Source organism: Bacillus massilinigeriensis, from assembly GCF_900117315.1.
GTDB classification, from domain to species: Bacteria; Bacillota; Bacilli; order Bacillales; family Cytobacillaceae; genus Bacillus_BE; species Bacillus_BE massilionigeriensis.
On sequence record NZ_LT630337.1, the window covers coordinates 3,013,646 to 3,039,342 of the forward strand.

A 25,697-nucleotide genomic window follows, 5' to 3' on the forward strand; every position below is an offset into this window, starting at 1 on the left:
TAATTCTTACTTATTTGTTAAACGCTGAACGACTTTAGCTGTTTCCTCAGCAGCATGTTCGATTTGCGCCTTTGTATTGGTAAATCCAAAACTGAATCGGATTGAATTTCTTAATCTTTCAGATTCCTTTCCAAACATGGCCACTAAAACATGGGAAGGATCTATTGAACCAGCAGTACATGCAGATCCGCTCGAAACCGCAATTCCTGCTAAATCTAAGTTCACTAACATTGCTTCCACGTCTGTACCCGGAAAGCTTAAGTTTAATACATGTGGTAAGGAATTTTCAATTAATCCGTTTATGGTAAAATTTATCTGGAATTTCTTAAGTGTGTCAATCATTACTTTTTTATACTCTACATACAGTTTTTCTCTTTTTTCCATCTCTGTCTGTGCAATTTTCACTGCCTCATGGAATCCAGCAATTGAAGCAACATTTTCAGTACCTGCTCGTCTTTTTCTTTCCTGTTCCCCACCAAACATCCTTGGAGCTAGCTTCAAATTATTTTTCGCATAAAGAAATCCGATTCCTTTTGGTCCGTTTATTTTGTGGGCTGAAACGGATAAGAGATCGATACCAAGCTCTTTAACATCTATCTTTTCTATTCCGTAGGCTTGTACAGCATCTGTATGAAAATTGGCAGGATGGCTTTTTAGAAGCTCTCCAATTTCTTTGATTGGCTGGATGGTTCCTACTTCGTTATTTCCGTACATAATGGTGACCAAAATCGTATCATCCCTAAGAGCGCTTTTAACATCTTCAATGGATATACGCCCTGTTTCATCAACTGGCAAGTACGTGACATCAAATCCCTTTTTCTCAAGCTGTTGACATGTGTGAAGTACTGCATGATGTTCAATTTGAGTGGTAATTATATGATTTCCTTTTTGTTGATTTGCTTCTGCAACACCAATAATAGCAAAGTTATCTGCTTCTGTACCTCCAGAAGTGATAATGATTTCATTTGATTCAGCATTTATGCTTGAAGCCAGTGCTTCTCTTGCTTTATCGACAATATGTCTCGCTTCTCTCCCAAAAGTATGGATGCTTGACGGGTTCCCAAATTGGTTTTCCATACATGTTACCATTGCTTTTATTACATTTGGATGCATGGGAGTTGTCGCTGCATGATCTAAATAAATCCGATCCAATCATTTCACCTTCCATAAGTTCCTTTTTAAGGTTAGTTTCGACATTATCTTAAATATAAAACATATAAGAGTCTGGCTCTTGATCCTCAGAATGATTGGCCAGATCTTCGATGGTTGTATTGTCCAGTACATCCTTAATTGCATCGCGAATACGAATCCAAAGCTCTCGTTTGGCCGGTTCCTCATCCTCAATACCCTCTACAGGAGTAATCGGACCTTCAAGGACTTTAATAATATCTCCAGCAGTGATTTTGGAAGGATGATTTCCTAGTAAATAACCACCATAAGCACCACGAATACTTTTTACAAGTCCGGCATTTCTCAGTGGAGCAATCAACTGTTCTAAATAATGCTCAGAAAGATCATTTGAAGTAGCAATTGACTTTAATGAAACAGGACCTTCCCCATATTTTTTCGCTAATTCAATCATAATTGTTAAACCATAACGTCCTTTAGTAGATATTTTCATTTTTATCACCTCAGAATTAGTATCGTTTTATATGACGCTCAAAATCTTTCACCAAAGTATATATGTAAAAAAAGAGGCATTTTAGTATGATTAGCCTATCTAAATAAATTGTATCAAAATCCATACTATATTGATAGGCATTTGACATTATAACATATTCTTTAGAATGATTTCCTGGTATCAAATTGGTAAAAATTCAAACAAAAAAGTACCAATTGCTTGATACTTTTAATTATTTTTAAACTCCTGAAGCTTTTTGTAGATGCCTGCTAGGCGTTTTTCTTGGCCGGCTTCTGTTGGTTCATAATACTGTGTTCCTAGTAGTTCTTTCGGTAAATACTCCTGCTTTACCCAGCCTCCAAAAGAGCCTATTGGATAATCATGGGGGTACTTATAGCCAACATGTCCAAGAGCCTTAGCACCTTGATAATGAGCATCTCTTAAATGCTTTGGTATATCTCCCACTTTTCCATTTCGTATATCGGAAATTGCGCGATCTAAAGCAACATGGGCTGAATTAGATTTTGCGGAAAGACACATTTCAACGACGGCGACAGATAATGGAATTCTTGCCTCTGGAAGCCCAAGTCGCTCACTTGCCATAACAGCTGCTAGTACATTATTGCCTACAGAGGTATTAGCTAATCCAATATCTTCAAAGCCGATGACCAAAAGCCTTCGATTCACTGCAACTAAATCCCCTATTTCGAGCAAATGCGCTAAATAGTAAAGAGCTGCGTCAACATCACTTCCACGAATGCTTTTTTGAAGACAGGAGAGGAGGTTGTAGAAATTAGAACCCTTTTTATCACCATAAACACCCACTCGATCGATAAGATCATCGATCGTTTCGTCCTCGATGATAAAGGTTTCATTTTCCTTTACTGAAGAATAAACAACAGATTCCAATAGAGTTAATGATTTTCTTGCATCTCCGTTAGAACCTAACGCAATTTTCTTAACTTGCTCATCAGTAATTTGAATCGAAAGAGTCCCTAAGCCCTTCTTTTCATCCTTTAAAGCTCGATGTAGAAGCTCCAGGATATCATCGACCTTTAAACGAGTAAGCTGCTTGATTTGACCACAACGACTGCGAATCGCAGGATTGACATCATGATAAGGATTTTCCGTTGTCGCTCCAATTAAAATAATATCCCCTCGTTCAACATGTGGTAAAAGATAGTCCTGCTGTGCCTTATTAAAACGATGAATTTCATCCAGGAATAAAATGACCTTACCTGTTAAGTGTGTTTCTTCAACAACCGCTTCGATATCCTTTTTTCCAGAGGTCGTTGCATTAAGAGCAATAAATGGAATCTTCGTTGTTCCAGCAATCGCAAAGGCAATCGAGGTTTTTCCAACTCCAGGTTCACCATATAACAACATGGATGGTACATGTCCATTTTGAATCATTTTATATAAACTTGTATGCTTTCCGATAATATCCTTCTGACCAACGATTTCATCTAGGTTAGTTGGCCTCATTCGATAAGCCAGCGGTTCTCCATTCACACTCATTACCTCCACTGTAATCCTGGTATCATTATACCGAAATAAAGGGAAACAAAAAAGCCAGACATCACGTCTGACCTTTATTTCTCATCTTTTACCCGTTTTATCTCGATATCCTTTAATAGCTCTCTTACTACATAACTTGCCATGATTAACCCGGCAACGGAAGGGACGAAGGCGTTGGAGGCAGGAGGCATTTTTGCCTTACGAATTTTCGCATCATCCTTCCCAACTACTTTTCTAACTTCCTCACGAATGACAACAGGACTTTCATCTGAAAATACGACTGGAATCCCTTTTCTAATCCCTTCCTTTCTTAGGCGGGTTCTGATTACCTTTGCAATAGGATCCGTGTGTGTTTTGGAAATATCTGCGATTTGAAACCGAGTGGGATCCATTTTATTTGCGGCACCCATGCTTGAAATAATCGGGATATTTCGTTTTAAGCATTCCTTCATTAAATGGATTTTATATACAATGGTGTCTGAGGCATCGACAACAAAATCTAACCCATGGGCAAAAATTTCTTCATATGTTTCTTCTGTATAAAACATCTTTAATGCAATAACTTCACATTCTGGATTAATATCTTTTATTCTTTCCTTCATTAAATCTGCCTTTGGTTTACCTACTGTTGAAAGAAGGGCAATGATTTGACGGTTTACATTCGTAATATCGACATCATCCTTATCGATAAGAATAAGCTTTCCAACGCCTGATCTGGCCAAAGCCTCTGCAGCAAAAGAACCAACACCGCCAATTCCAAGTACAGCAACCGTGCTGTTTTTCATTATTTCTAATCCTTCTTTACCAATGGCAAGCTCATTTCTAGAAAACTGATGTAACATCATATATCAACTCCGAAACTACTTATTAGAAAATACTTACTTTTGTTTTTCCCGATATTGAATATAACATACTTTCTTTTAAAAACAAGTAGATCTATGGGAATAATTAGGCTTTATTTTTTGAAAAAATAAAAAGCCAACCTCTGAGAGATTGGCTTTGAGATAGTGTGATTGCTAGAGTCCCAACTGTGCCGTCATTTTTTTGCCTTCGTTTTGAACCCGCACTTAGCAGGTGGGTGTTCTATTTTAAGCTTTGTAAGTCCTAATCCAAGGCATTTACGCTACTTAAAAACTCCGAACTCCCAAAGAAGAAATGTTCGGTCAAAACTTTAGGTTACACAACGAGCACCTCAGGACTCTTTACTTGTTGAATGTATCATATCATATCGGTCATTCGTTTTCAAGGAAGACCAATCACCCAAAATTTTACAGTTTTTTCACCGTTGTAGCAAGGCTAAGCTCTTTTAATTGTGCCTCGCTAACCTCACCTGGTGCATCTGTTAACAAGCAGCTTGCACTTGCTGTTTTTGGAAAGGCAATCGTATCACGAAGATTTGTTCTTCCAGCTAGCAGCATGACAAGACGATCTAGACCTAAGGCAATTCCACCATGTGGAGGAGTTCCATATTCAAAGGCATCCATTAAGAAGCCAAATTGTTCCCTCGCAGCTTCATCAGTAAAGCCAAGAGTTTTAAACATTTTTTCTTGAATATCTCTTTCAAATATACGAAGGGATCCTCCACCCAGCTCATAACCATTTAATACAATGTCATATGCTTGTGCACGTACCTCTCCTGGTTTTTCATCAAGCAATGGAAGGTCTTCTCTGAATGGCATCGTGAAAGGATGATGAGCAGCAAAATATCTACCAAGATCCTCATCGTATTCAAGAAGTGGCCAATCTGTCACCCATAGGAAATGAAATTTGCTTTGATCAATTAAATCAAGCTCTTTTCCTAGTTTTAAGCGAAGTGCTCCTAATGCATCAGCAACCACACTTGATTTATCAGCAACAAATAATAATAAGTCACCTGTTTCAACCGCAAGCGTTGCTTTTATCCCAGTTTGTTCCTCTTCGGAGATAAATTTGGAGATAGGTCCCTTTAATCCATCCTCCTCAGCCTTTAACCATGCTAGTCCTTTTGCACCATATACCGCAACAAATTCGGTTAGAGCATCGATATCTTTACGAGAATATTTGCCTGCTGCGTTTTTCACATTAATTGCTTTTACCTTACCTCCAGAGCTAATCGCACCTGAGAAGACCTTGAAGCTTGAATCCTTTAGTAACTCGGACAAATCAACGAGCTCCATCTCAAAACGAGTATCCGGTTTGTCAGAGCCATAACGGTCCATTGCTTCTTTATATTTCATTCGAGGGAACGGGATTTGTACATCAATCCCCTTAACATCCTTCATTAATTTTTTCATCATGTTTTCCATCAAGGAAATAATATCATCCTGACTCATAAAGCTTGTTTCAATATCAATCTGTGTAAATTCAGGCTGACGGTCAGCACGTAAATCCTCATCACGGAAACAGCGTGCAATTTGATAATAGCGTTCAAAGCCTCCAACCATTAGAAGCTGTTTAAACAACTGTGGTGATTGAGGAAGTGCGTAAAACTCACCTGGATGAACACGACTAGGAACTAAATAATCACGAGCCCCTTCTGGTGTGCTCTTCGTTAAAATAGGTGTTTCAACATCAAGAAATCCTTCGCTATCTAAGTAATTGCGGATTACTTGGGTTACTTGATGACGCATTTTTAAGGTTTCAAACATAGCCGGACGACGTAAATCTAAATAGCGATATTTTAAGCGCACGTCCTCCGAAACCTCTGAATTATCCTGAATCATAAATGGAGGTGTTTTTGCCTCATTTAAAATGGTTACCTTTTCTGCTTTGACTTCGATTTTCCCTGTTTTTAAATTTTCATTGTATGTTTCCTCTGAGCGGGCAATAACCTCGCCTTCAACGTCTAGTACGTATTCATTACGGATTTTTTCAGCAGTCTTTAATGCTTCTTCAGAAGTCTCTGGGTTAAAAACAACTTGGACAATTCCAGTACGGTCCCTTAAATCAATGAATATTAACCCACCAAGGTCACGTCTTTTTTGTACCCACCCTTTTAACTTAACCTTTTCACCAATCGCAGCTTCTGGTACCTCTCCGCAGTAATAAGTCCTTCCAAACATGATGATGATCCCCCTATTTTTTAAGTAATTTAAATTGATTGATAAAAGTATTTAATTCTAATTCCGTTTGTTCCCCAGTTTCCATTGATTTCACATTAATTTTATTGGCTTTGATTTCATCCTCGCCTAATATTGCAACAAAACTTGCATGAAGGCGGTCTGCTGCTTTCATTTGTGCTTTAATTTTACGATTGAGATAATCACGTTCGGCTGAAAATCCTGCTGCTCTTAGCTGTTGAAGAAGGGACACGGAATAATCCTTTGCTTCTTCTCCTAAGGAGACAATATAACAATCGATTCCAGGATTAGTAGATAGCTCGATGTTTTCCGCATCTAATGCAGCAATAAAACGCTCAATGCTCAAAGCAAAACCAATTCCTGGAGTTTCCGGACCACCTATTTCCTCCACAAGTCCGTTGTAACGGCCTCCACCACAAAGTGTAGTAATCGAACCGAAGCCTTCTGCATCACTCATGATTTCAAAGGCTGTATGGTTATAGTAATCTAGACCACGAACAAGATTCGGGTCAACCTCATAAGGAATATTCAATGCGGTTAAATACTTTTGAACCTTATCAAAGTAATTTTTGGATTCCTCATTTAGGTAGTCAATAATAGAAGGAGCAGACTTCATTAGCTCATGGTTTCGATCCTTTTTACAGTCTAGAATTCTCATCGGATTCTTATCTAGTCGACTTTGACAATCGTGACAAAACTCCCCAATTCTTGGGCTAAAATGTTGAATCAGCGCCTCCCTATGAGCACTTCTACTCTCTTTATCACCAAGGCTATTAATAACAAGCTTTAATTTTTTCAATCCTAATGACTTGTATAGTGACATTGCAAGAGAGATAACCTCTGCATCAATCGCGGGATCTGCACTGCCTAATGCCTCAATTCCAAATTGTACGAACTGACGGAAACGACCAGCTTGAGGGCGTTCATAGCGGAACATTGGTCCCATATAATATAGCTTTACAGGCTGATTGGCATCCCCAAACATCTTGTGTTCAACAAAGGCTCGTACCGTTGATGCTGTTCCCTCTGGTCGAAGTGTGATGCTTCTGCCACCGCGATCTAGAAAGGTGTACATTTCCTTTTGAACAATATCGGTTGTATCCCCTACGCTTCTTAAGAATAATTCGGTATGTTCAAATATTGGTGTGCGAATTTCTTTATATTGATAGAGATTGCATAGCTCTCTGGCTTTTGACTCAATTAATTGCCATTTCTCCACATCTCCCGGACGAATATCCTGCGTCCCTCTTGGTATTTGAATGGACATAATATACCTCCCTATTTATGTATCAAATTCTTTTTGTAAATAAAAAAACCCTCGTTCCTTGTAAATATACAAGGGACGAGAGTTGAATTTTCCCGTGGTGCCACCCTAGTTGAAATACGAGTTTACTCGTATTTCCACTTTTACAGTTAACGCCTGTTAACGTTCATCTCCTACTAAAGAAACTTTTTCAGAGAGAAGCCTATGGAGTGTTCATTCATTAAGTCACAATGGAGAAATGCTTTCAGCCTTAGGCATTTCCTCTCTTTCCAAGTGATTCTTAACTACTATTCTCCGTCATTGGTTATTATTATACTTTAATAATTCAATACCATTTTATGGTCTATAAATGAATCCTTTATAGGAGTTTCACTTTATCTATATAATAATACGTAGCATAGAAAGAAAAGTCAAGATGGGTTTTACTCATAAATATCTAGGTCATGCTCTGCCTAAATGCTTTTTTAACTTCCTAACATCCCTCACTGAAAGGCCAAATTCAGAAGCAAGTTCAACCATATTAGAGCTCTGCTCCTTTTGAATAAAATCATGAAAATCTACTCCTAAAATTTGATTTTCACCAGATTGAGTCATCATACCCTTTTCACTGTATCTCATATCCAATCACCTTTCCATTCGTTAGTCCTTCTATTGTTCCCACCATTCCAAAAAAAGTTACAAAAAAGTTGTCTAAAAATGTTTGTCAAACTTTGTGGACAAAATGTCTAGTAAATATAAAAGGGAATCTCTACTTTTAGTAGAAATGGTATAAAACAAACTTTTCTCTCGTTTTAATCTTAGGTGCATTGCCTGTGCCAATTACTCCTGTTTACAACCGCAAAAAGGGGGATGCTCTTTGTTTAAGCAACGTTTTATACGATTAACTACTTCATTCTTTTTGGTATGCATTTTGTTTCATCCTTCGTTTGCGAAGGCAAAAAATACAGTAGTTATCATTACATCAGAAATAGTAAATATCCGTGAAGGTCCCGGATTGGAAAATAGAATCATAGCAAAGGCCTCAAAAGGAGAAATATACTCGGTTATAAAAGAGGATGGGGCTTGGAGCCAAATTCAATTTGGAAATGGTCAAAACGGATGGGTTGCTAATTGGCTTTTAGCAAAGGCAAGTACATCAGAGCAAACGAAAGAACACGTCCAATTAGCCGTTTCTAATGCAGATAACCTTAGAGTGAGAGAGGCACCTAATACGGAATCAGAAATCATCGGCATAATTAATCAAGGGGAAGGTGTGAAGGTACTCCAAATCAACGGGGATTGGATTAATATTGAGACCCCCTCTGGCAGTGGCTGGGTGTATAAAGAATATATGATTTTGGGCGGTAAGCCACCTGAGATAAATGAAGAATCAGGTCAAGAAGTGAATCATCAGGAATCGAGCCAAGTGGAAAAGATTATCGAAGAAAAAAACGTAGTCATTCTTCATGACCACACGAATATTCGAACTGGACCGGACGTTTCCTATGAAATGATTCAAAAGGCAAATACCGGTGATACCTTTCAAATCATAGAGGAAGAAGGAAATTGGTACAAAATCCGCTTAACTGGCGGGGAAATTGGGTATGTTGCAGGCTGGATTGTATCCATTGAAAAGCCCTATACAGGGGAAGTCAAAAAACAATCATTACAGGATAAAATTATCGTCATCGATCCTGGGCACGGTGGAAAGGATAGAGGAACAACAGGCATTTCCGGAGTAATTGAGAAGGATCTCACCATACGAACTGCTAACCTCCTCTTCGAACAATTACGAAAGGCTGGCGCAAGACCGATCCTTACCAGGACGACTGATTCCTTCCTCTCATTGCCTTCTAGGGTAAAGCTAGCAGGGACTGAGCATGCGGATGCCTTTATCAGCATCCATTACGATAGCATTTTGGATTCTAGTATTCATGGAGTGACTAGCTATTATTACCATTCCTATCAAAAACCACTTGCTGTAGAGGTGCATTCGGCCCTTTCTGGAATATCCAGTTTATATGACAGAGGTCTTAAATTTGGAGATTATCATGTTTTAAGAGAAAATAGCCAGAAGGCTGTTCTCTTGGAGCTTGGATATTTAAGTAATCCTAATGAAGAAAAAATGGTAGAGAGCGATCAATATCAAAATCTCGTATCAAGCGCCATTTTTGAGGGGTTAAAGAACTATTTTAGCCAATCCAATTAATTACATTTGTTAGCGGACATTCATTCCGCTAATTGTCGAAAAAAGGGGTTTTTTCAAGTCTTATCGGACCGTGGTTCCGTTATTTTATAAAAAGACAGCCATTTTCTTATGATTCTCAGTTAATAGTGGAACCTGTGTCCTATAAATTCTAGTAAGCCTATCAAAATGAATGAATAACAAAACCATTGTCCGTAAAGATAATCTCAACTTCATTTTCGGACAATGGTTCCGCAATGATATATCATACAATTATTCATCCAAATGATTTATTTACTTACTTTCAACAATCAAAGTAACTGGACCATCATTAATAAGCTCCACATCCATCATTTCACCAAACCTGCCTGTCTCCACATGAACTCCCTTTTCTGATAAAAGACGATTAAATGACTCATAGATTTCCAAGGCATGGTCAGGCTTTGCTGCATCCATAAAATTAGGTCTTCTTCCCTTTCTGCAATCGCCATATAGAGTAAACTGCGAAACAGATAATATTTCTCCTCCTACATCCAATAAGGATAAATTCATTTTCCCTGCTTCATCCTCAAAAACGCGAAGGTTTACTACTTTCTCTGCTAAAAATTGAGCGTCATCCTCGGTATCCCCATGAGTGACTCCAACTAATAGCATGAAACCTTTTCCTATCTTCCCGACAACTTCTCCAGCTACCGTTACATTTGCCTTTTTACATCGTTGAACAACAACCCGCATAACCATACTCCTTATCAAACAAATAATCGCTCACATATGTGAACGATCATTTGTTCCTACTATTTTTATTCATCGTCAAATTCCTTAGTTCATTATCCGTCTGACAGAATAAATATCTGAAATTTGTTTGATTCTTTCAACAACTTTATGCAAATGACTAACATTTAAAATTGAAATAGACATATTGATGGTGACCATTTTATTTCGGTCGGTTCGTCCTGAAACGGCAGAAATATCAGTCTTAGATTCATTAACCGCCTGAAGGACTTCATTTAATAGCCCTCTGCGGTCATAGCCAGTAATTTCGATTTCAACATTGTACTCTTTACGAGTGGTAAGGCCTGATTCCCATTCAACCTCTATTAATCTTGCCTTTGCATCTTCTGAATCTATATTCGGGCAATCTGCTCGGTGAACAGAAACCCCACGGCCTTTTGTTATAAACCCGACAATCTCATCACCTGGAACAGGGTTACAGCAGCGAGATAAGCGGATTAATAAATTATCAATCCCGGCTACTCGTACTCCGGATTCACGCTTTTTCGTTTGAGGGTAAGTCTTTAATTCTGATACTGCATTTTTTATCGTACTAACCTGTTCTAAATCCCGTTTCTTACGCCATTTTTCAGTTAGTCTGTTCGCTACCTGGAGAGCTGTAATTCCGTTATAGCCAACAGCAGCATACATATCCTCTTCATTGGCAAAATTAAATTTCTCTGCCACTCGTTTAATATTATCCGCTGTTAAAATTTCCTTAATATCAAAATCCATGTTACGGATTTCTTTTTCAACAAGCTCTCTGCCCTTTTCAACATTTTCTTCTTTTCTTTGCTTTTTAAAGAATTGTCTTATTTTGCTTTTGGCTTGAGAGGTTTGTGCTAGCTTTATCCAGTCCTGACTTGGCCCATAGGAATGCTTGGAGGTTAGAATCTCAATAATATCTCCTGTTTTAAGCACATAATCAAGGGTGACCATTTTCCCATTCACTTTTGCACCTATCGTTTTATTACCAATTTCCGAGTGTATTCGATAGGCAAAATCGATTGGAACAGAACCAGATGGTAGCTCGATGACATCCCCTTTTGGAGTAAAAACGAACACCATATCAGAAAATAAATCGATTTTGAGCGATTCCATAAATTCTTCAGCATTTGTAGTTTCATCTTGGATATCCAATATCTCTCTAAACCAAGTAAGCTTCTGATCGAATGTGGAGGATTCACTGATTGCCTTTCCCTCTTTATAGGCCCAGTGTGCGGCAATACCAAATTCAGCAATCCTGTGCATTTCTCCAGTACGAATTTGTACTTCTAATGGCTCTCCCTTTGGACCAATGACGGTCGTATGGAGGGATTGATACATATTCGCCTTTGGCATGGCAATATAATCCTTAAACCGTCCAGGCATTGGCTTCCAGCAAGTATGAATGATACCTAGAACCGCATAACAATCTTTAATACTGTTAACCACAATTCTAACTGCAAGCAAATCATAAATCTCATTGAACTGTTTATTTTGCATGACCATTTTTCGATAAATGCTATAAATATGCTTTGGCCGTCCTGATATTTCCGCTTTAATGGATACTTCATTAAGACGCATCTTTACTTCATCAACGACTTCATCTAGATATTGCTCACGTTCTGCCCTCTTCTTCTTCATAAGATTAACGATTCGATAATATTGCTGTGGATTTAAATAACGCAAAGCAGTATCTTCTAATTCCCACTTAATTTTTGAAATACCGAGTCGATGAGCTAGAGGTGCAAAAATTTCCAAGGTCTCATTTGAGATCCTTCTCTGTTTTTCTGCAGGAAGATGCTTAAGGGTTCTCATATTATGCAAACGATCAGCTAATTTTATTAGAATGACGCGAATGTCCTGAGCCATAGCCACAAACATTTTCCGATGGTTTTCAGCTTGCTGTTCTTCCTTAGACATGTATTTAATTTTCCCGAGTTTTGTGACACCGTCGACTAACATCGCAATTTCATCGTTGAAGGTTTTTCGAAGATCATCTAAAGTTACCGGTGTATCCTCAACGACATCATGAAGAAAACCAGCAGCAACCGTTGATGGGTCCATTTCCAGGTCAGCAAGGATTCCTGCTACCTGAACGGGATGGATAATATATGGTTCCCCTGATTTTCTAAATTGGTCACGATGAGCATACTTGGCAAATTCATAAGCCCTTTTTACCAATTCTACGTTCTCATCATTTAAATATTGCTTTGTTCGATCGATGACTTGTTCGGCGGTTAAAACCTGATCATTCGCCATATAATCACCTTTAATTTCTAAATATATTTCATAAAGTTATAAAATGAATCACTTAATATTACTTTTCAAAATAGAATGATTGTTACTATTATCTTGAAAAAAAAGCAATATGTAAAGGGATTGAAATTTATTTTTCTCCCAATATGAAGAAAATTGTCGAAAATTCATTTCTTTTTCAAGATGAATTTTCCATATTAGGAAATGTTATTCTATTCAATATAAAAAAGAGCACTAAGAAATAGCGCTCCGTACATTTTCTAATTTCCTTTTATTTTAAATGAATTATCTCTTAACGTCCACTTTAAAATTGCATTAAAGTAAGAACATCATAACCGTTTAGCTTTTGACGACCTTCTAGGTAAGATAGTTCAATTAAAAAGGCAATTCCTGCAACAACTCCACCAAGTTGTTCTACAAGCTTAATGGTAGCTTCAATCGTCCCACCTGTTGCTAGTAAATCATCTGTAATTAATACTCGTTGTCCAGGCTTAATTGCATCCTTATGGATAGTAAGTATATCCTTACCATATTCAAGTCCATATTCCACCTTTACTGTTTCGCGTGGAAGCTTTCCTTCCTTACGAACTGGGGCAAAACCCACCTCTAAAGAATAAGCAACTGGACAGCCAATAATAAATCCTCTTGCTTCTGGACCAACAACAAGATCGATTTGTCTTTCTTTTGCATAGGAAACAATTTGGTCAGTTGCATATTTATATGCCTTACCATTATCCATCAAAGTAGTGATATCTTTAAATTTTATTCCTGGTTTAGGCCAATCCTCTACAATAGTAACATAAGGTTTTAAATCCATTCCTTAATTGCCTCCTCAAATTTCATCTGCCCTTGAATCATTTCGTCAAACCAATGATGCAGTTCCTGGAAGGATGAAAATAATAAATCATTTTCAAGAGCATAATGAGCTTGCTTTTTACGATAAACAAGAGATTCCGATAGATCACGTTTTATCTTGTTCTGATTTAAGAAAATAAATCCATTATCTATTTTAACAAATTCTAATTCAGAAAACACCTCTGACATGAAATCAATCGTATCACGAGTCCAGCCACGATATTTAGCCAATTCATCGCCATATCGATTTAAATCAAATGGGGCCTTCTTAAGGAGAAAAGCGTAGTACCATTTAAAATGCTCTCTCGTTGGCATAGTACTAAAGAAATCACTCTTTTCCTGATAAAAGTGGACATAGATTCTCTCAGGCTTTTTCCCACCCAATAATCTTTCAAGGGTTTCCTTATTAGGTGGCATATCCACTAAAACAACATTAAATGCATCAAGCCTTAATTCAACCGCAGCCTCCTTGGAGTCTACGATAACCAAATCATTTCCCACGTATTTTTGTAGCTTGTTCTTATTTTCTTGATTAAAAAGGACCCATTTTGTCTTTTCCCTTGGAATGGAGTCAGATAATTTATGAACCCTTTTTAATCCTCTAAAATCAAAAAGCTGCCAGGATGAAACAGAAATATCCTGTAGGAAAATCTGCGGTTTCCTTATATTATTCCATTCATTAATCGATAGCTCTCCAGTAACAGAAATTTTTGAAAGTGGAGAAATCCCTTCATAGAGATGTCCAAGTCCAAATCCTACTCCATCCAAGCCATTTCCATTCTCGTCTAAAGTGAGTTTTAAATGACTTTGATCAGAACCAATCCTTCTCATTTGGGAGATTCCAACATGATGAACTAGAACACGCGGCTTCGGATTGTCCATTCCATATGGAGAAAGAAGCTTCATTTCCTCAATGGCACCTATTTGAATATCACTTAAATCCACTTCACAATCAATTTTTGTTACAGGAATAAAGTCTTCCTCTTTGAGTTGCTCACTAGCTAATGAATTAAGTCTATCCCTTAATTCCGTAACATCCGATAGCTTTAAAGTCATTCCTGCTGCCATAGGATGCCCACCAAAATGAGGTAAAATGTCACGACACGTAGATAAATTTTGGAATAAATCAAATCCTACTATACTTCTAGCGGAGCCTTTCGCAATTCCTTTTTCTTCATCAAAGCTAAGCACAATGGTTGGGCGATAGTATTTTTCAACTAGCTTAGATGCAACAATTCCAATCACTCCTGCATTCCATCCTACTCCACCAATCACCAATACGGCATTATCTTTGATTGGAAAATGCTCTTCAACTTCTTTTACCGCTTGCTCAGTAATTTCTGAAACAAGAGACTGACGTTCCTTATTTAACTGTTCAATCTCATCAGCCAATACATCCGCTTCCTCTTGATTGTCTGTTAATATGAGATGGACAGCAGGCTCGGCACTTTCAAGTCTACCAATTGCATTAATTCTAGGGGCAAGCACATATCCAATCGTTTCTTCATCAATCGAAGAAGGCTTCACGCTCGCCTTTTTCATTAAAGCCAGTAATCCTAAATTCTCTGTTTTTTGTAGCCTTTTTAATCCTTTTTTAACGATTAAGCGATTTTCATCCTTTAAGGATACAAGGTCTGCAACCGTACCAATCGCTGTTAATTCAAGTAAATGCTCTGGAACATAACCATACAATGCATGGGAAAGCTTGAAGGCAACACCAACCCCAGCTAAGTCACGAAATGGATATTGACTATTCGCTAGTTTAGGATGAACGATGGCCAAAGCTTCAGGTAGCTCCTTACCTGGTTCATGGTGATCTGTTATGATCAGATCGATCCCAAGTTCTTTTGCAATTTTTGCCTCATGAATAGCAGCAATCCCGGTATCAACAGTAATTATTAAACGAAAGCCTTGATCTGCGGCTTGCCGAAAGGCGTTTTCGTTCGGACCGTATCCCTCTGTAAAGCGATTAGGGATATAAAAAGTGACATTAGCACCAAGCTCAGATAAGGTTATCATCATCACTGAAGTACTTGTCACCCCATCCGCATCGTAATCACCAAATACTAAAATGGGTTCTTGTTTTTCTATCGCCTCTTTAATTCTGGCGACGGCTACATCCATATCAGACATTAAAAAAGGATCATGAAAATCCTGATTTTTGTCAAATAAAAAACTCCGTGCTGACTCAGGAGTTTCCAGTCCCCTATTAACAAGTAAGGAAGCAACAAGAGGAGTGATGTTCAACTCCGAAACTAGTCTTTCAACTTGTTCTTGATTCGTTTCCCGAACAATCCATCGACTTTTTGGTTTTAACATACGCTCACCTCTTTAGAGATAATATTATACAGGAGACCTTATTTTGATTCAATGAAAGTTCATTGAACATTACTTGGAAAATCCGAACAATATATCAAAATAAATCCGTATAATTTTGGAATTCGTTCAATATTTTATAACAAAAATGCAAAAAAGGAGGGACTGCCCTCCTACTCGAATCAAAATATCCTTTCATGTATTTGATTCTTAGAAATGAACCAGTCCCTTTACTGCTTTCTTTTATACTTGTGGTTGATCTGAATATTTACGTTTTTTCTTTGTAGTAATAATCGTACCCTTCTTCTTCAATTCCTTCACTTTAAGGACATACCAGATTTGTGCTGCGATACAAATGGAGGAATAGACACCGCCCACTAATCCAAATAATACTGCAATGGAGAAGTTACGAATGGATTCACTACCAAAAATAAGGAGTGTAATAACCGGGATAATGACCGTCATAACTGTATTTACTGATCGCGTTAAGGTTTGTCTTATCCCAACATTAATAACTTCAGCAATATCCTCTGGTGTTTTCAAACGCTTCTTCTTAACCATTGATTCACGCATCCGATCAAAGGTAACGATTGTATCGTTGATGGAATAACCAACAATCGTTAAGACAGCTGCAATAAAGGTTAAATCGACTTCCAGACGAGTGATGGCGAAAAATCCAATAATCATGAGAACATCATGTAAAAGAGCCAGAATAGCTGAAATCCCCATTGCTGTCTCAAAACGGAAAGCGACATAAATAATAATACCAATGGCAGCAATAGCAACCGCAATCACTGCATTTTTAGCCAATTCCTTCCCAACTGTAGGAGAAACCGTACTTACATTTGGCTCATTTCCAAATTCCTTCTTAAAATGTGCCTTGAGGTCCGCAATCTCATTTTTCGATAAAACACCTTTTAACCTTGCCACACCAATATCCTTATTATCTCCAGATATAACAATATCCTCTGTTTCAATGTCTAATTGATCAAATTGCTTACTTATTTTCTCTGTTGTCAAAGGTTGTTTAGACAATAATTCAATTCGCGTACCACTTGAAAAATCAATACTAAGATTCAAACGGACGACAATCAGTGCAATTATTGATATAGCTAACAAAACTCCCGAAATAGTAAAGAATTTCTTTCGATTATGCACAAAATCAAGCTTGTCAAAACGGGTTGGAATTTGCAATGTATCGACATTGTCAGAAATCTTGTGAATATCCTTTTCCTTAACCCCAAACCAACCAGGTCTTTTATCAAATAATCCGCTGTGTACCCATAATCCAAGAAGTAATCTTGAACCGTATACTGCTGTGATAAAGCTTCCTAGAATACTGATTATCAACATTGTTGCAAACCCTTTTACAGAGCTATTTCCATAGAAGAATAATACACCCGCAGCTAATAGGGTTGTAATATTTGCATCAAAGATAGATGTAAACGCGCCTGAGCTACCTGCTTTAAAGGCAGACTTAATGCTTCTTCCGACTTTTATCTCTTCCTTAATCCGTTCATACGTTATGATATTGGCATCAACAGCCATACCAACCCCAAGGATAATCGCTGCAATCCCCGGTAGGGTCAGGACACCATTCATCCAGTCAAAGACGAGTAAAATTAAGTAAATAAAGATGGATAAAGCAACCGTTGCAATAAATCCTGGGAAACGATAATACAAGATCATAAATAAGAAAATAATCGCAATCCCAATTATGCCTGCAAATACAGTTTCATTTAAGGCCTGTTCCCCAAATTTAGCCCCTACTGATGTCGAATACACTTCTTTTAATTTAACAGGGAGAGCCCCTGCATTTAATAAAGAAGATAATGTCTTTGCTTCTTCAAGCTTGAAGTCCCCAACAATCGAAACGGTATCTTGATTAAAGACTTGGCTAACGCGAGGTGCAGAAAGATACCCAGGGTCTTTTTTCGCTGCTTCAGCTTTAAAAGAATCTTTTCCTTCCTCAAAATCCAACCAAATAACAAGTAGGTTATTTGGTTCACCCATATTGACAATTTTTTGGGTTACTTCTTTAAACTTGTTCGCACTTTTTAATGTAAGTGATACGCTAGGATTCCCATTTTCATCAAAGGTTTGCTTGGCTCCGCCCTCTTTTAAATCCGTACCATCCATCATTTTCTTATCGTTCACATCACGGAAGGTTAGGTTCGCTTGTGTTGAAAGAATCTCACGTGCTTTATTTTGGTCTTTTACCCCCGCAAGTTGCACGCGAATACGATCTTTTCCTTCAATTTGTATATTTGGCTCACTAACCCCAAGTACATTAATACGTCTATCCAATGCGTCCGCCGTATTGGCTAGAACCTTCTTGTCAATGACTTGTCCCTTTTTAGCTGGTTCTACCTTATATAAAACCTCAAAACCACCTTGAAGATCCAGTCCAAGTTTGATGTTATCTAGGATGTTTTTTGTTGTTCCACCAACTAACCCTCCTAGTAAAAGGACTAGAAGCAGAAAGGCAACAATTCGACTGCGTTTTACCATTATGTATAAATCCTCCTTAAATTCAGGGCCTCAATAACCACAATCTCTCTGTTTATCAGAATATGCTTGTATTTTAAACCAACATTCTAATTATGAAACAGATTGGAAAAGCTGTCAATTTATGAACATGAACTTTCATTGCCAATTTCATGAAAGCTGTAAAATCGACTAAAATGCCTTAACAGCCTTTTATCAAAATCTTGTTTCTACTTTAGTAATTCCTTTAAATCATCCCCACTAACAAAATAAAACTCGGATTCTTTAAAGGCCTCCACTGTAACAAAGCTCATATACTCACCAACATCAACAGATAAGATATCTTGAACAATTTCAAAAAGCTTGATCTCTTCCTTTGGTTTTTTCCATCTTTTATTCGTTAAATATTTCCATAATGTTTCTTCTAGCACTGTCCCATATCCAAGGAGTTCAAATTCCTCAAGTTTACTTTTCATAGCAGGCTGTACAAGTTCGCGAAAATGATCATATTTATGGCCGATTCCCATATCGAGCCGCCCCCTCGCCTTTTATCAAAATGAATTATTATCTAAACCTTGTCATGCTTTGTCCACATGGGTGCATATAGTTAATTGTAAATGATATCACCATTTTTGAGAAGGCAGGGAAATGGATGTCTAAGTTTTTGAGAGGAACACTTATTTTATTAATTGCGGGCCTAGTAACAAGAGTTTTAGGTTTTATCAATCGAATTGTAATTGCCCGTTTTATTGGAGAAGAAGGGGTAGGACTCTATATGATGGCATTCCCAACTCTTATTCTCATAATTACAATTACCCAGCTCGGGCTACCGGTTGCCATATCGAAAAATGTTGCAGAAGCAGAGGCACGGGGAGACGTTAAAAAGATAAAGAAAATCCTGATAGTTTCACTTACTACGACCATATCTTTATCAATTGTCTTCACCCCTGCACTTATTTTTCTTGCCCCGTATTTGTCTAAAACATTATTTACCGATTCCAGGACTCTGTTACCACTATTAGCCATTGCACCGATTGTACCGATTGTTGCTGTTTCCTCTGTACTAAGGGGGTACTTTCAAGGGAAACAAAACATGAAACCCGCCGCCATTTCACAAGTCATTGAACAGGTCATACGAATTGCCCTGATTGCGTTTATGACGAAGACATTTTTACCCTATGGGGTTGAATATGCAGCGGCAGGAGCCATGTTTGCCTCTGTTATTGGGGAGCTAGCCTCTCTTGTTTATTTACTTACCAGCTTTAAGCTAAAAAAACGTTTTCGCTTACGTGGACGCTTTTTTCAGCATGTTCAGACCGGAAAGAGTACTTTTAAAGAATTAATGGCGATTGCCTTACCTACTACAGGAAGTAGATTGATTGGGAACATCTCTTGGTTTCTCGAACCGATTGTTGTCTCCCAAGCGCTAGCATTAGCAGGGGTAACAGCTATTGTAGCGACAAAACAATACGGGGCATTAACAGGGTTCGCTATGCCATTGTTAATGCTACCTTCCTTTGTTACAAACTCCCTATCCACATCCTTGGTACCTGCAATCAGTGAAGCCAAATCAAAAAATGATAAAAGAATGATAGAGCATCGATTGCAGCAGGCCCTCCGATTTGTTTTTATCACAGGGGGAATTGCAGTTGTTATTCTTTATGTCCTATCAGATCCCTTAATGGAGGTAATGTACGGCTCAACCAGCGGTTCCTTTTTCATTAAGCTTATGGCCCCATTTTTCTTACTGCAGTATTATCAAGGTCCATTGCAGGCGACACTTCAAGCGTTGAATTTAGCTAGAGCTGCTATGATTAATAGCTTTCTCGGTGCATTAGTCAAAACAGTTGTCATCTTCCTTCTTGCCAGCCAACCAAGCTTTGGAATCAACGGTGCAGCTATTGGGATTGTTGTGGGGATATTACTTGTAACTATGCTTCATTTCGCAACTGTATTAAAAACCATCTCATTTACCTTCTATGTTAGGGACTACGTGAAAACATTTATTGCAATCGGAATTACAGGATGGGTTGGATACATGCTTTTTTCTACCCTTTCAAATAAATTCCAAATGTCCCTAAGTTTATTATTAACAACGGTAATTATGGCCTTTCTATACTTCTTATTAATCATTGTCTTCGGTCTAATTTATAAAAATGAAATAGCTCGCATCCCATTCATCGGGAAATTCCTTTCTCGTTTTGCCCTTTCCTAACCTACATGTAAAGGCAAATAGGTTTTTATCCTAACCTATTTGCCTTAGAAAAAAACAAGTGAATATGTAACTATTTCTCATCCTTCACATCAATATAAAAATCACCATTTTGATAGCTGCAAAAGGAAATATTATTAAGATCTTTATATCCCTTCTTCCTTAATTCCTGAGTCAGCCAATGGTTATCCCTTTGAATTCGCTCTAGATTTTCATCTTGGATGGCTCCATCGACAATAAGGGGAATCATGAGATCTCCCTTTTGATCATTTTGTTTAGCAAAAACAGATAGCTTCCCAGAAGGCTCTAAAATGGCAAATTCTACATCAGCAATATTGCGAATATTATTTTCTCTCAGTTGAAGAAGTAAATCATCAAAATTATACCTTTGCTTCTTCATTTCATTTTCATCAATTTTTCCTCGATTAATTAATATCGTTGGTTTCCCTTCGACGAAATCACGAAACTTTTTACTCTTTAAAGAAATCATCGCCAGTGTTACCTGCACAACGACTAATAGCAGCATAGGTAAAACCGTTTTAAACATATTGTCATCTGTATTATCTATGGCAATTACCGCCATCTCTGCAATCATAATATTGACGACCAGGTCTAATATACTTAATTCCCCAATTTCCCTCTTCCCCATGATTCGAAAAATAACCAGGATTAATGTGTACAGAATTAACGTTCGTATTATGATAATTACGTATTCCTCCACTTGAATCCCCCATCCACGTTTGCTCAAGTTTAACCTTAGAATAAACACTTCTGTTGATATTCATGAAACGAAGGTTTTTCCATTTTCTTATATTTATTCCCTACTCTTTTCCAAATTCCCATTCTACTTTCCCATATCCTTGAATATGCATGTACTATGAGAAACAAGCTGTATTAATCTTTTGCTGGAAAGGATTTACAGAGGGGAGATGTAAATATGGATGAATCAAAAAAAATGGGTAGTTCAATTTTATATGGGATTATTACTATCTTTATCGTATTCATTATCTGTAGCTTTATCTTTTCAATTCTATTGAAATTTACTACCGTTCAAGAGTCTTCAATCCAATTTATTGTGACAGCTATTTCTTTTATCACATTATTTGTTGGGGGCTTTGTTTCTGGGGGGAAGGGTAAACAGAAAGGGTGGTTACTCGGCGGTTTAACCGGTCTTGTATTTTCCTTAATTATCTTCTTATTTCAGTTTTTAGGCTATGATCGATTATTTAATGTGGAGCAATTGATTTATCACATTTGTTATATTTTAACAGCGATGATGGGTGGGATACTTGGAGTAAACATGACGAATAAATCTCGCGTTGCCTAAGAAGAATAAAGAGAATGACGAAGCCTGATGGTACCACATTAAAAAGAGTCTGACCCATAAGATACCACGCACCTTATGGTTCAGACTCTTTCGCTTAATCAACCTTCTGTGGATTTAACATCCCTGATTGCTACGCGGTCATATGTAAGATGACTACCGTCACCGCATTTAATTACTACTTTATCTTCATCAAGTGAATCGATTGTTCCATGAAGACCACCAATCGTCACAATCTTATCGCCTTTTTTCAGACTCTCCTGCATTTGTTGAACAGCCTTTTGACGCTTTTGTTGGGGACGAATTAATAAAAAGTAGAACAAAACAAACATTAGTAACAATGGACCTATTGTACCTACTAAACCTTCCATTCTATCTCCTCCTTTCGGGAATTATTAAAAGTTCTTTGCATCGGGTTTATTGAAGCCATAACGTTCAAAAAACTCTTCTCTAAAGTCACCCAAACGATCCTCTCGAATAGCTTGTCTGACTTCTTCCATTAATTTTAACAGAAAATATAGGTTATGATAAGATGTAAGTCGAATTCCAAATGTTTCGTCACAACGAATGAGATGGCGAATATAGGCACGTGTATAATTTTTACAAGTATGGCAATCACAATGCTCGTCAAGTGGTCTAAAATCTCGTGCATATTTTGCATTTTTAATCACAAGACGTCCTTCGCTTGTCATACAAGTACCATTTCTTGCTATTCTTGTTGGCAGCACGCAATCAAACATATCGATCCCACGAATGGCCCCGTCAATCAGTGAATCTGGAGAACCCACTCCCATCAAGTATCTAGGCTTATTTGTAGGAAGCAATGGAGTGGTAAATTCAAGCACACGGTTCATCACTTCCTTTGGCTCTCCCACGGATAATCCACCTACTGCATATCCTGGAAAATCAAGTGAGACTAGATCCTTTGCACTTTGTTTGCGCAGTTCCTCATATTCTCCCCCTTGAACGATTCCAAAGATCCCTTGATCATTTGGACGAGTGTGAGCATTTAAACAGCGTTCAGCCCATCTTGACGTTCTTTCTACGGATTTTTTCATATAATCGAATGTAGCAGGATATGGTGGACATTCATCAAATGCCATCATAATATCGGACCCAAGAGCATTTTGAATTTCAATCGCCTTTTCAGGTGATAGGAAGAGCTTATCTCCATTCAAATGATTTCGGAAATGAACTCCCTCTTCTTCAATCTTCCGAAATTCACTTAGACTAAATACTTGGAACCCTCCTGAATCAGTTAGAATCGAGCGGTCCCAATTCATGAATTTATGTAATCCACCGGCCTCCTTGACAATATCATGTCCTGGACGAAGCCAAAGATGGTATGTATTACTTAAAATAATGTTAGCTCCCATTTGCTTAAGCTCTTCTGGAGACATCGTTTTAACCGTTGCTAATGTTCCAACTGGCATAAATATTGGCGTCTCAAAGGAGCCATGTGGGGTGTGAACTCGTCCTAAACGGGCTCCAGTTTGTTTACATGTTTTGATTAACTCATATCTAATTGCTGTCAAATCTTTGTACCTCCTGAGTTGACCTTCTTATTAATATAACAAGAGGAAAATCTTTTTTCTCGTTTTTATAGGATTAGCATGGCATCACCAAAGCTAAAGAAGCGATACCTTTCCTGGACCGCTATTTCATAAGCATGAAGAACATGCTCTCTCCCTGCCAAAGCGCTCACTAGCATAATTAGTGTGGATTTAGGAAGATGAAAATTAGTAACCATTCCATCAATCGCTTTAAATTCATAGCCTGGATAAATAAAAATGTTTGTCCAGCCACTTTCAGCATTAAATCTGCCATTATGGGCAGCAGCTATGGTTTCAAGTGTTCTAGTTGATGTGGTACCAACAGTAATGATGCGACCGCCTTTTTCCTTCACCTCATTCAATAATCGAGCAGTTCCCTCGGATACCTGGTAAAATTCAGAATGCATTTCATGCTCATCCACATCATCAACACTTACCGGTCGAAACGTACCTAAACCGACATGTAAGGTAATAAACGCGATATGGACACCCATTGATTTTATTTCCTCTAGAAGTTCTTCGGTAAAATGAAGGCCTGCCGTTGGAGCAGCTGCTGAACCTCTTTCCTTTGCATAAACCGTTTGGTATCGTTCCTGATCATCCAATTGCTCCTTAATATAGGGAGGCAATGGCATTTCTCCAAGTTGATCAAGAACTTCATAGAAAATCCCATCATACTTAAAGGTAATTAGTCTACCACCATGGTCAGATGATCCAACACAAACTCCTTTTAAAAGTCCATCTCCAAAGCTTATTACTGTTCCTTCTTTGACACGCTTTGCTGGTTTTACCAGGGTTTCCCATGTATCCCCTTCTGTTTGCTTAAGAAGTAGTACCTCTATTTTTGCACCAGTATCTTCTTTTTCACCAAATAGTCTTGCGGGTAGGACCCTCGTATCATTTAGAACTAAACAATCTCCAGGTTTTAAATATGATGGGATGTTTTTAAAAACCTCGTGTTGAATATTTCCTGTTTCTTTGTCGAGCACCATTAAACGACTGCTTGTCCTGTCCTCTAGTGGTGTCTGAGCGATGAGCTCCTCTGGTAAATGAAAATCAAATAAATCTACTTTCATGATGTCACCCTATCTATATCAATACAAAATTTTAACGAAACTTTCCTAATAAGTAAAATACAAGGGACAATAAAAGACTCAAAACAATGGAAGTTACAATAGGAAAATAAAAGGTTGTATTTCCTTTTTTAATAATGAGGTCTCCCGGGAGCTTTCCGATATGAATAAATTGCATCAAAAACCCTACTGCAAAAAGAATAGCTCCTATTGTCATTAGTATTTTTGGAATCCCTGTCAATCCTCCGGCACCTCCATATGAAAATGACGATACACTAAATCCGTGACAATTCTTCCTCGTGGAGTTCTTTGTAAGAAACCAATTTGCAATAAATATGGCTCATACACATCTTCAATCGTTGTGGACTCCTCACCAATGGTAGCGGCAATGGTTTCTAATCCTACAGGACCGCCACGGAATTTCTCAATAATTCCTTTTAATAATTTATGGTCAATATGATCCAGTCCTAAACGATCTACCTGGAGAAGTTCAAGGGCTTCAACAGCTAAATCATAATCAATGGAGCCGTCTCCACGAACCTGTGCATAATCCCGTACCCTCCGGAGAAGACGATTGGCAATTCGTGGGGTCCCTCGAGATCTCCTTGCAATTTCGATGGCTGCTAATTCATCAATTTCTATTTCGAATAACTCTGAGGTACGCATAACAATATGCTTTAATTGCTCCTCATGATAATATTCCAATCTTGCTAAAACACCAAATCGATCTCTAAGTGGGGCAGAAATAGAGCCCGCCCTTGTTGTAGCCCCAACTAGGGTAAAAGGGGGTAAATCTAACCGCACCGAGCGAGCGCTGGCACCCTTACCGATAATAATATCTAAACAAAAATCCTCCATTGCCGGGTACAGCACTTCTTCTATGGCTCTAGGCAAACGGTGTATCTCATCAATAAATAACACATCCCCAGGCTCTAAAGCTGTTAAAATAGCTGCTAAGTCCCCAGGCCGTTCAATGGCTGGCCCTGCAGTTGTTCTAATATTTACACCCATTTCATTAGCAATAATCGCTGCCAAAGTAGTTTTACCCAATCCTGGCGGGCCATACAGTAACACATGGTCTAATGTTTCCTCGCGAAGCTTTGCTGCTTGGATGAATATTTCAAGATTCTCCTTCACTTTATCTTGCCCAATATATTGTTTTAACGTTTGTGGACGCAAGCTTTGTTCGAACGAGACATCTTGTAAATCAGCTTCACCTGATACGATTCGTTCCTCCAT

22 protein-coding genes, 1 other RNA gene and 1 other annotated feature are annotated in these 25,697 nt (G+C 38.1%); of the genes, 3 read left to right on the forward strand and 20 right to left on the reverse strand.

What is annotated here, in order from left to right; genetic code table 11:
* Window positions 1-6 precede the first annotated feature (6 nt).
* The 8 genes from BQ6100_RS15075 to BQ6100_RS21490 form a co-directional block, all read right to left on the reverse strand.
* The gene (locus BQ6100_RS15075; RefSeq protein ID WP_075982409.1) at window positions 7-1,152 is read right to left on the reverse strand and encodes a cysteine desulfurase family protein; all 1,146 of its coding nucleotides are present in this window, start codon (window positions 1,150-1,152) and stop codon (window positions 7-9) included.
* Window positions 1,153-1,201: 49 nt separating this feature from the next.
* On the reverse strand, window positions 1,202-1,621 hold the full coding sequence (cymR, locus tag BQ6100_RS15080) for a cysteine metabolism transcriptional regulator CymR (protein WP_075982410.1): 420 nt from the start codon (window positions 1,619-1,621) through the stop codon (window positions 1,202-1,204).
* 228 nt (window positions 1,622-1,849) lie between these two features.
* A complete protein-coding gene (locus BQ6100_RS15085; RefSeq protein ID WP_075982411.1) occupies window positions 1,850-3,133 on the reverse strand; it encodes a replication-associated recombination protein A in 1,284 nt (427 codons plus the stop codon).
* An 80-nt stretch (window positions 3,134-3,213) separates the two neighbouring features.
* Window positions 3,214-3,981 carry a tRNA threonylcarbamoyladenosine dehydratase gene (locus BQ6100_RS15090; RefSeq protein WP_075983591.1) on the reverse strand — a complete coding sequence of 256 codons (768 nt, stop codon included), beginning with the start codon at window positions 3,979-3,981 and terminating at the stop codon, window positions 3,214-3,216.
* A gap of 175 nt (window positions 3,982-4,156) precedes the next feature.
* Window positions 4,157-4,341, reverse strand: a non-coding RNA gene (gene ssrS, locus BQ6100_RS15095) — 6S RNA.
* A gap of 66 nt (window positions 4,342-4,407) precedes the next feature.
* Complete coding sequence (gene aspS, locus BQ6100_RS15100; RefSeq protein ID WP_075982412.1) at window positions 4,408-6,180, reverse strand: aspartate--tRNA ligase; 1,773 nt, start codon at window positions 6,178-6,180, stop codon at window positions 4,408-4,410.
* Window positions 6,181-6,193: 13 nt separating this feature from the next.
* Entirely contained in the window at window positions 6,194-7,465 is a 1,272-nt protein-coding gene (gene hisS / locus BQ6100_RS15105) for a histidine--tRNA ligase (RefSeq protein WP_075982413.1), read from the reverse strand.
* 68 nt (window positions 7,466-7,533) lie between these two features.
* Window positions 7,534-7,772: a binding site (T-box leader), on the reverse strand.
* Window positions 7,773-7,903: 131 nt separating this feature from the next.
* Window positions 7,904-8,080: a hypothetical protein gene (locus BQ6100_RS21490; RefSeq protein ID WP_173719854.1), complete on the reverse strand. Its 177-nt coding sequence runs from the start codon at window positions 8,078-8,080 to the stop codon at window positions 7,904-7,906.
* Window positions 8,081-8,318: 238 nt separating this feature from the next.
* Between BQ6100_RS21490 and BQ6100_RS15110 the strand changes: the two genes are divergently transcribed.
* Complete coding sequence (locus tag BQ6100_RS15110; RefSeq protein ID WP_084780425.1) at window positions 8,319-9,650, forward strand: N-acetylmuramoyl-L-alanine amidase; 1,332 nt, start codon at window positions 8,319-8,321, stop codon at window positions 9,648-9,650.
* Window positions 9,651-9,920: 270 nt separating this feature from the next.
* Here BQ6100_RS15110 and dtd read toward each other — a convergent pair whose 3' ends face one another.
* The 6 genes from dtd to BQ6100_RS15140 form a co-directional block, all read right to left on the reverse strand.
* Window positions 9,921-10,361, reverse strand: a complete 441-nt coding sequence (gene dtd / locus BQ6100_RS15115) for a D-aminoacyl-tRNA deacylase (RefSeq protein ID WP_075982414.1) — start codon at window positions 10,359-10,361, stop codon at window positions 9,921-9,923.
* Between the two features lie 84 nt (window positions 10,362-10,445).
* A complete protein-coding gene (locus BQ6100_RS15120) occupies window positions 10,446-12,641 on the reverse strand; it encodes a RelA/SpoT family protein (protein ID WP_075982415.1) in 2,196 nt (731 codons plus the stop codon).
* Between the two features lie 301 nt (window positions 12,642-12,942).
* Window positions 12,943-13,455 carry an adenine phosphoribosyltransferase gene (locus BQ6100_RS15125; protein ID WP_075982416.1) on the reverse strand — a complete coding sequence of 171 codons (513 nt, stop codon included), beginning with the start codon at window positions 13,453-13,455 and terminating at the stop codon, window positions 12,943-12,945.
* Window positions 13,446-15,812, reverse strand: coding sequence for a single-stranded-DNA-specific exonuclease RecJ (recJ, locus tag BQ6100_RS15130; protein WP_075982417.1), 2,367 nt, complete (start codon window positions 15,810-15,812; stop codon window positions 13,446-13,448). Before recJ ends, BQ6100_RS15125 begins: the two co-directional genes overlap by 10 nt.
* A gap of 240 nt (window positions 15,813-16,052) precedes the next feature.
* Window positions 16,053-18,320, reverse strand: a complete 2,268-nt coding sequence (gene secDF / locus BQ6100_RS15135; RefSeq protein ID WP_075982418.1) for a protein translocase subunit SecDF — start codon at window positions 18,318-18,320, stop codon at window positions 16,053-16,055.
* Window positions 18,321-18,526: 206 nt separating this feature from the next.
* On the reverse strand, window positions 18,527-18,823 hold the full coding sequence (locus tag BQ6100_RS15140; RefSeq protein ID WP_075982419.1) for a post-transcriptional regulator: 297 nt from the start codon (window positions 18,821-18,823) through the stop codon (window positions 18,527-18,529).
* Window positions 18,824-18,948: 125 nt separating this feature from the next.
* Between BQ6100_RS15140 and spoVB the strand changes: the two genes are divergently transcribed.
* Window positions 18,949-20,511, forward strand: coding sequence for a stage V sporulation protein B (gene spoVB, locus BQ6100_RS15145; protein WP_075982420.1), 1,563 nt, complete (start codon window positions 18,949-18,951; stop codon window positions 20,509-20,511).
* Between the two features lie 70 nt (window positions 20,512-20,581).
* Here spoVB and BQ6100_RS15150 read toward each other — a convergent pair whose 3' ends face one another.
* On the reverse strand, window positions 20,582-21,229 hold the full coding sequence (locus BQ6100_RS15150; RefSeq protein WP_075982421.1) for a DUF421 domain-containing protein: 648 nt from the start codon (window positions 21,227-21,229) through the stop codon (window positions 20,582-20,584).
* A 216-nt stretch (window positions 21,230-21,445) separates the two neighbouring features.
* Between BQ6100_RS15150 and BQ6100_RS15155 the strand changes: the two genes are divergently transcribed.
* Entirely contained in the window at window positions 21,446-21,835 is a 390-nt protein-coding gene (locus tag BQ6100_RS15155) for a TIGR04086 family membrane protein (protein WP_075982422.1), read from the forward strand.
* A 98-nt stretch (window positions 21,836-21,933) separates the two neighbouring features.
* Here BQ6100_RS15155 and yajC read toward each other — a convergent pair whose 3' ends face one another.
* The 5 genes from yajC to ruvB form a co-directional block, all read right to left on the reverse strand.
* Window positions 21,934-22,203 (reverse strand): preprotein translocase subunit YajC, encoded by a 270-nt coding sequence (gene yajC, locus BQ6100_RS15160; RefSeq protein WP_075982423.1) that lies wholly within the window; start codon window positions 22,201-22,203, stop codon window positions 21,934-21,936.
* Between the two features lie 24 nt (window positions 22,204-22,227).
* Window positions 22,228-23,367 (reverse strand): tRNA guanosine(34) transglycosylase Tgt, encoded by a 1,140-nt coding sequence (gene tgt, locus BQ6100_RS15165; protein WP_075982424.1) that lies wholly within the window; start codon window positions 23,365-23,367, stop codon window positions 22,228-22,230.
* Window positions 23,368-23,432: 65 nt separating this feature from the next.
* The gene (queA, locus tag BQ6100_RS15170) at window positions 23,433-24,461 is read right to left on the reverse strand and encodes a tRNA preQ1(34) S-adenosylmethionine ribosyltransferase-isomerase QueA (RefSeq protein WP_075982425.1); all 1,029 of its coding nucleotides are present in this window, start codon (window positions 24,459-24,461) and stop codon (window positions 23,433-23,435) included.
* A 31-nt stretch (window positions 24,462-24,492) separates the two neighbouring features.
* A complete protein-coding gene (locus BQ6100_RS15175) occupies window positions 24,493-24,699 on the reverse strand; it encodes a DUF2905 domain-containing protein (protein ID WP_075982426.1) in 207 nt (68 codons plus the stop codon).
* Window positions 24,696-25,697, reverse strand: coding sequence for a Holliday junction branch migration DNA helicase RuvB (ruvB, locus tag BQ6100_RS15180; RefSeq protein ID WP_075982427.1), 1,002 nt, complete (start codon window positions 25,695-25,697; stop codon window positions 24,696-24,698). Before ruvB ends, BQ6100_RS15175 begins: the two co-directional genes overlap by 4 nt.

What these genes read in the sequence shown, in the direction of transcription:
- cymR (WP_075982410.1), bottom strand. Translation starts at nt 1,621, where the DNA reads ATGAAAATATCTACTAAAGGACGTTATGGTTTAACAATTATGATTGAA.
- BQ6100_RS15090 (WP_075983591.1), bottom strand. Translation starts at nt 3,981, where the DNA reads ATGTTACATCAGTTTTCTAGAAATGAGCTTGCCATTGGTAAAGAAGGA.
- aspS (WP_075982412.1), bottom strand. Translation starts at nt 6,180, where the DNA reads ATGTTTGGAAGGACTTATTACTGCGGAGAGGTACCAGAAGCTGCGATT.
- hisS (WP_075982413.1), bottom strand. Translation starts at nt 7,465, where the DNA reads ATGTCCATTCAAATACCAAGAGGGACGCAGGATATTCGTCCGGGAGAT.
- BQ6100_RS21490 (WP_173719854.1), bottom strand. Translation starts at nt 8,080, where the DNA reads ATGAGATACAGTGAAAAGGGTATGATGACTCAATCTGGTGAAAATCAA.
- dtd (WP_075982414.1), bottom strand. Translation starts at nt 10,361, where the DNA reads ATGCGGGTTGTTGTTCAACGATGTAAAAAGGCAAATGTAACGGTAGCT.
- BQ6100_RS15120 (WP_075982415.1), bottom strand. Translation starts at nt 12,641, where the DNA reads ATGGCGAATGATCAGGTTTTAACCGCCGAACAAGTCATCGATCGAACA.
- BQ6100_RS15125 (WP_075982416.1), bottom strand. Translation starts at nt 13,455, where the DNA reads ATGGATTTAAAACCTTATGTTACTATTGTAGAGGATTGGCCTAAACCA.
- recJ (WP_075982417.1), bottom strand. Translation starts at nt 15,812, where the DNA reads ATGTTAAAACCAAAAAGTCGATGGATTGTTCGGGAAACGAATCAAGAA.
- secDF (WP_075982418.1), bottom strand. Translation starts at nt 18,320, where the DNA reads ATGGTAAAACGCAGTCGAATTGTTGCCTTTCTGCTTCTAGTCCTTTTA.
- BQ6100_RS15140 (WP_075982419.1), bottom strand. Translation starts at nt 18,823, where the DNA reads ATGGGAATCGGCCATAAATATGATCATTTTCGCGAACTTGTACAGCCT.
- spoVB (WP_075982420.1), top strand. Translation starts at nt 18,949, where the DNA reads ATGTCTAAGTTTTTGAGAGGAACACTTATTTTATTAATTGCGGGCCTA.
- BQ6100_RS15155 (WP_075982422.1), top strand. Translation starts at nt 21,446, where the DNA reads ATGGATGAATCAAAAAAAATGGGTAGTTCAATTTTATATGGGATTATT.
- yajC (WP_075982423.1), bottom strand. Translation starts at nt 22,203, where the DNA reads ATGGAAGGTTTAGTAGGTACAATAGGTCCATTGTTACTAATGTTTGTT.
- queA (WP_075982425.1), bottom strand. Translation starts at nt 24,461, where the DNA reads ATGAAAGTAGATTTATTTGATTTTCATTTACCAGAGGAGCTCATCGCT.
- ruvB (WP_075982427.1), bottom strand. Translation starts at nt 25,697, where the DNA reads ATGGAGGAACGAATCGTATCAGGTGAAGCTGATTTACAAGATGTCTCG.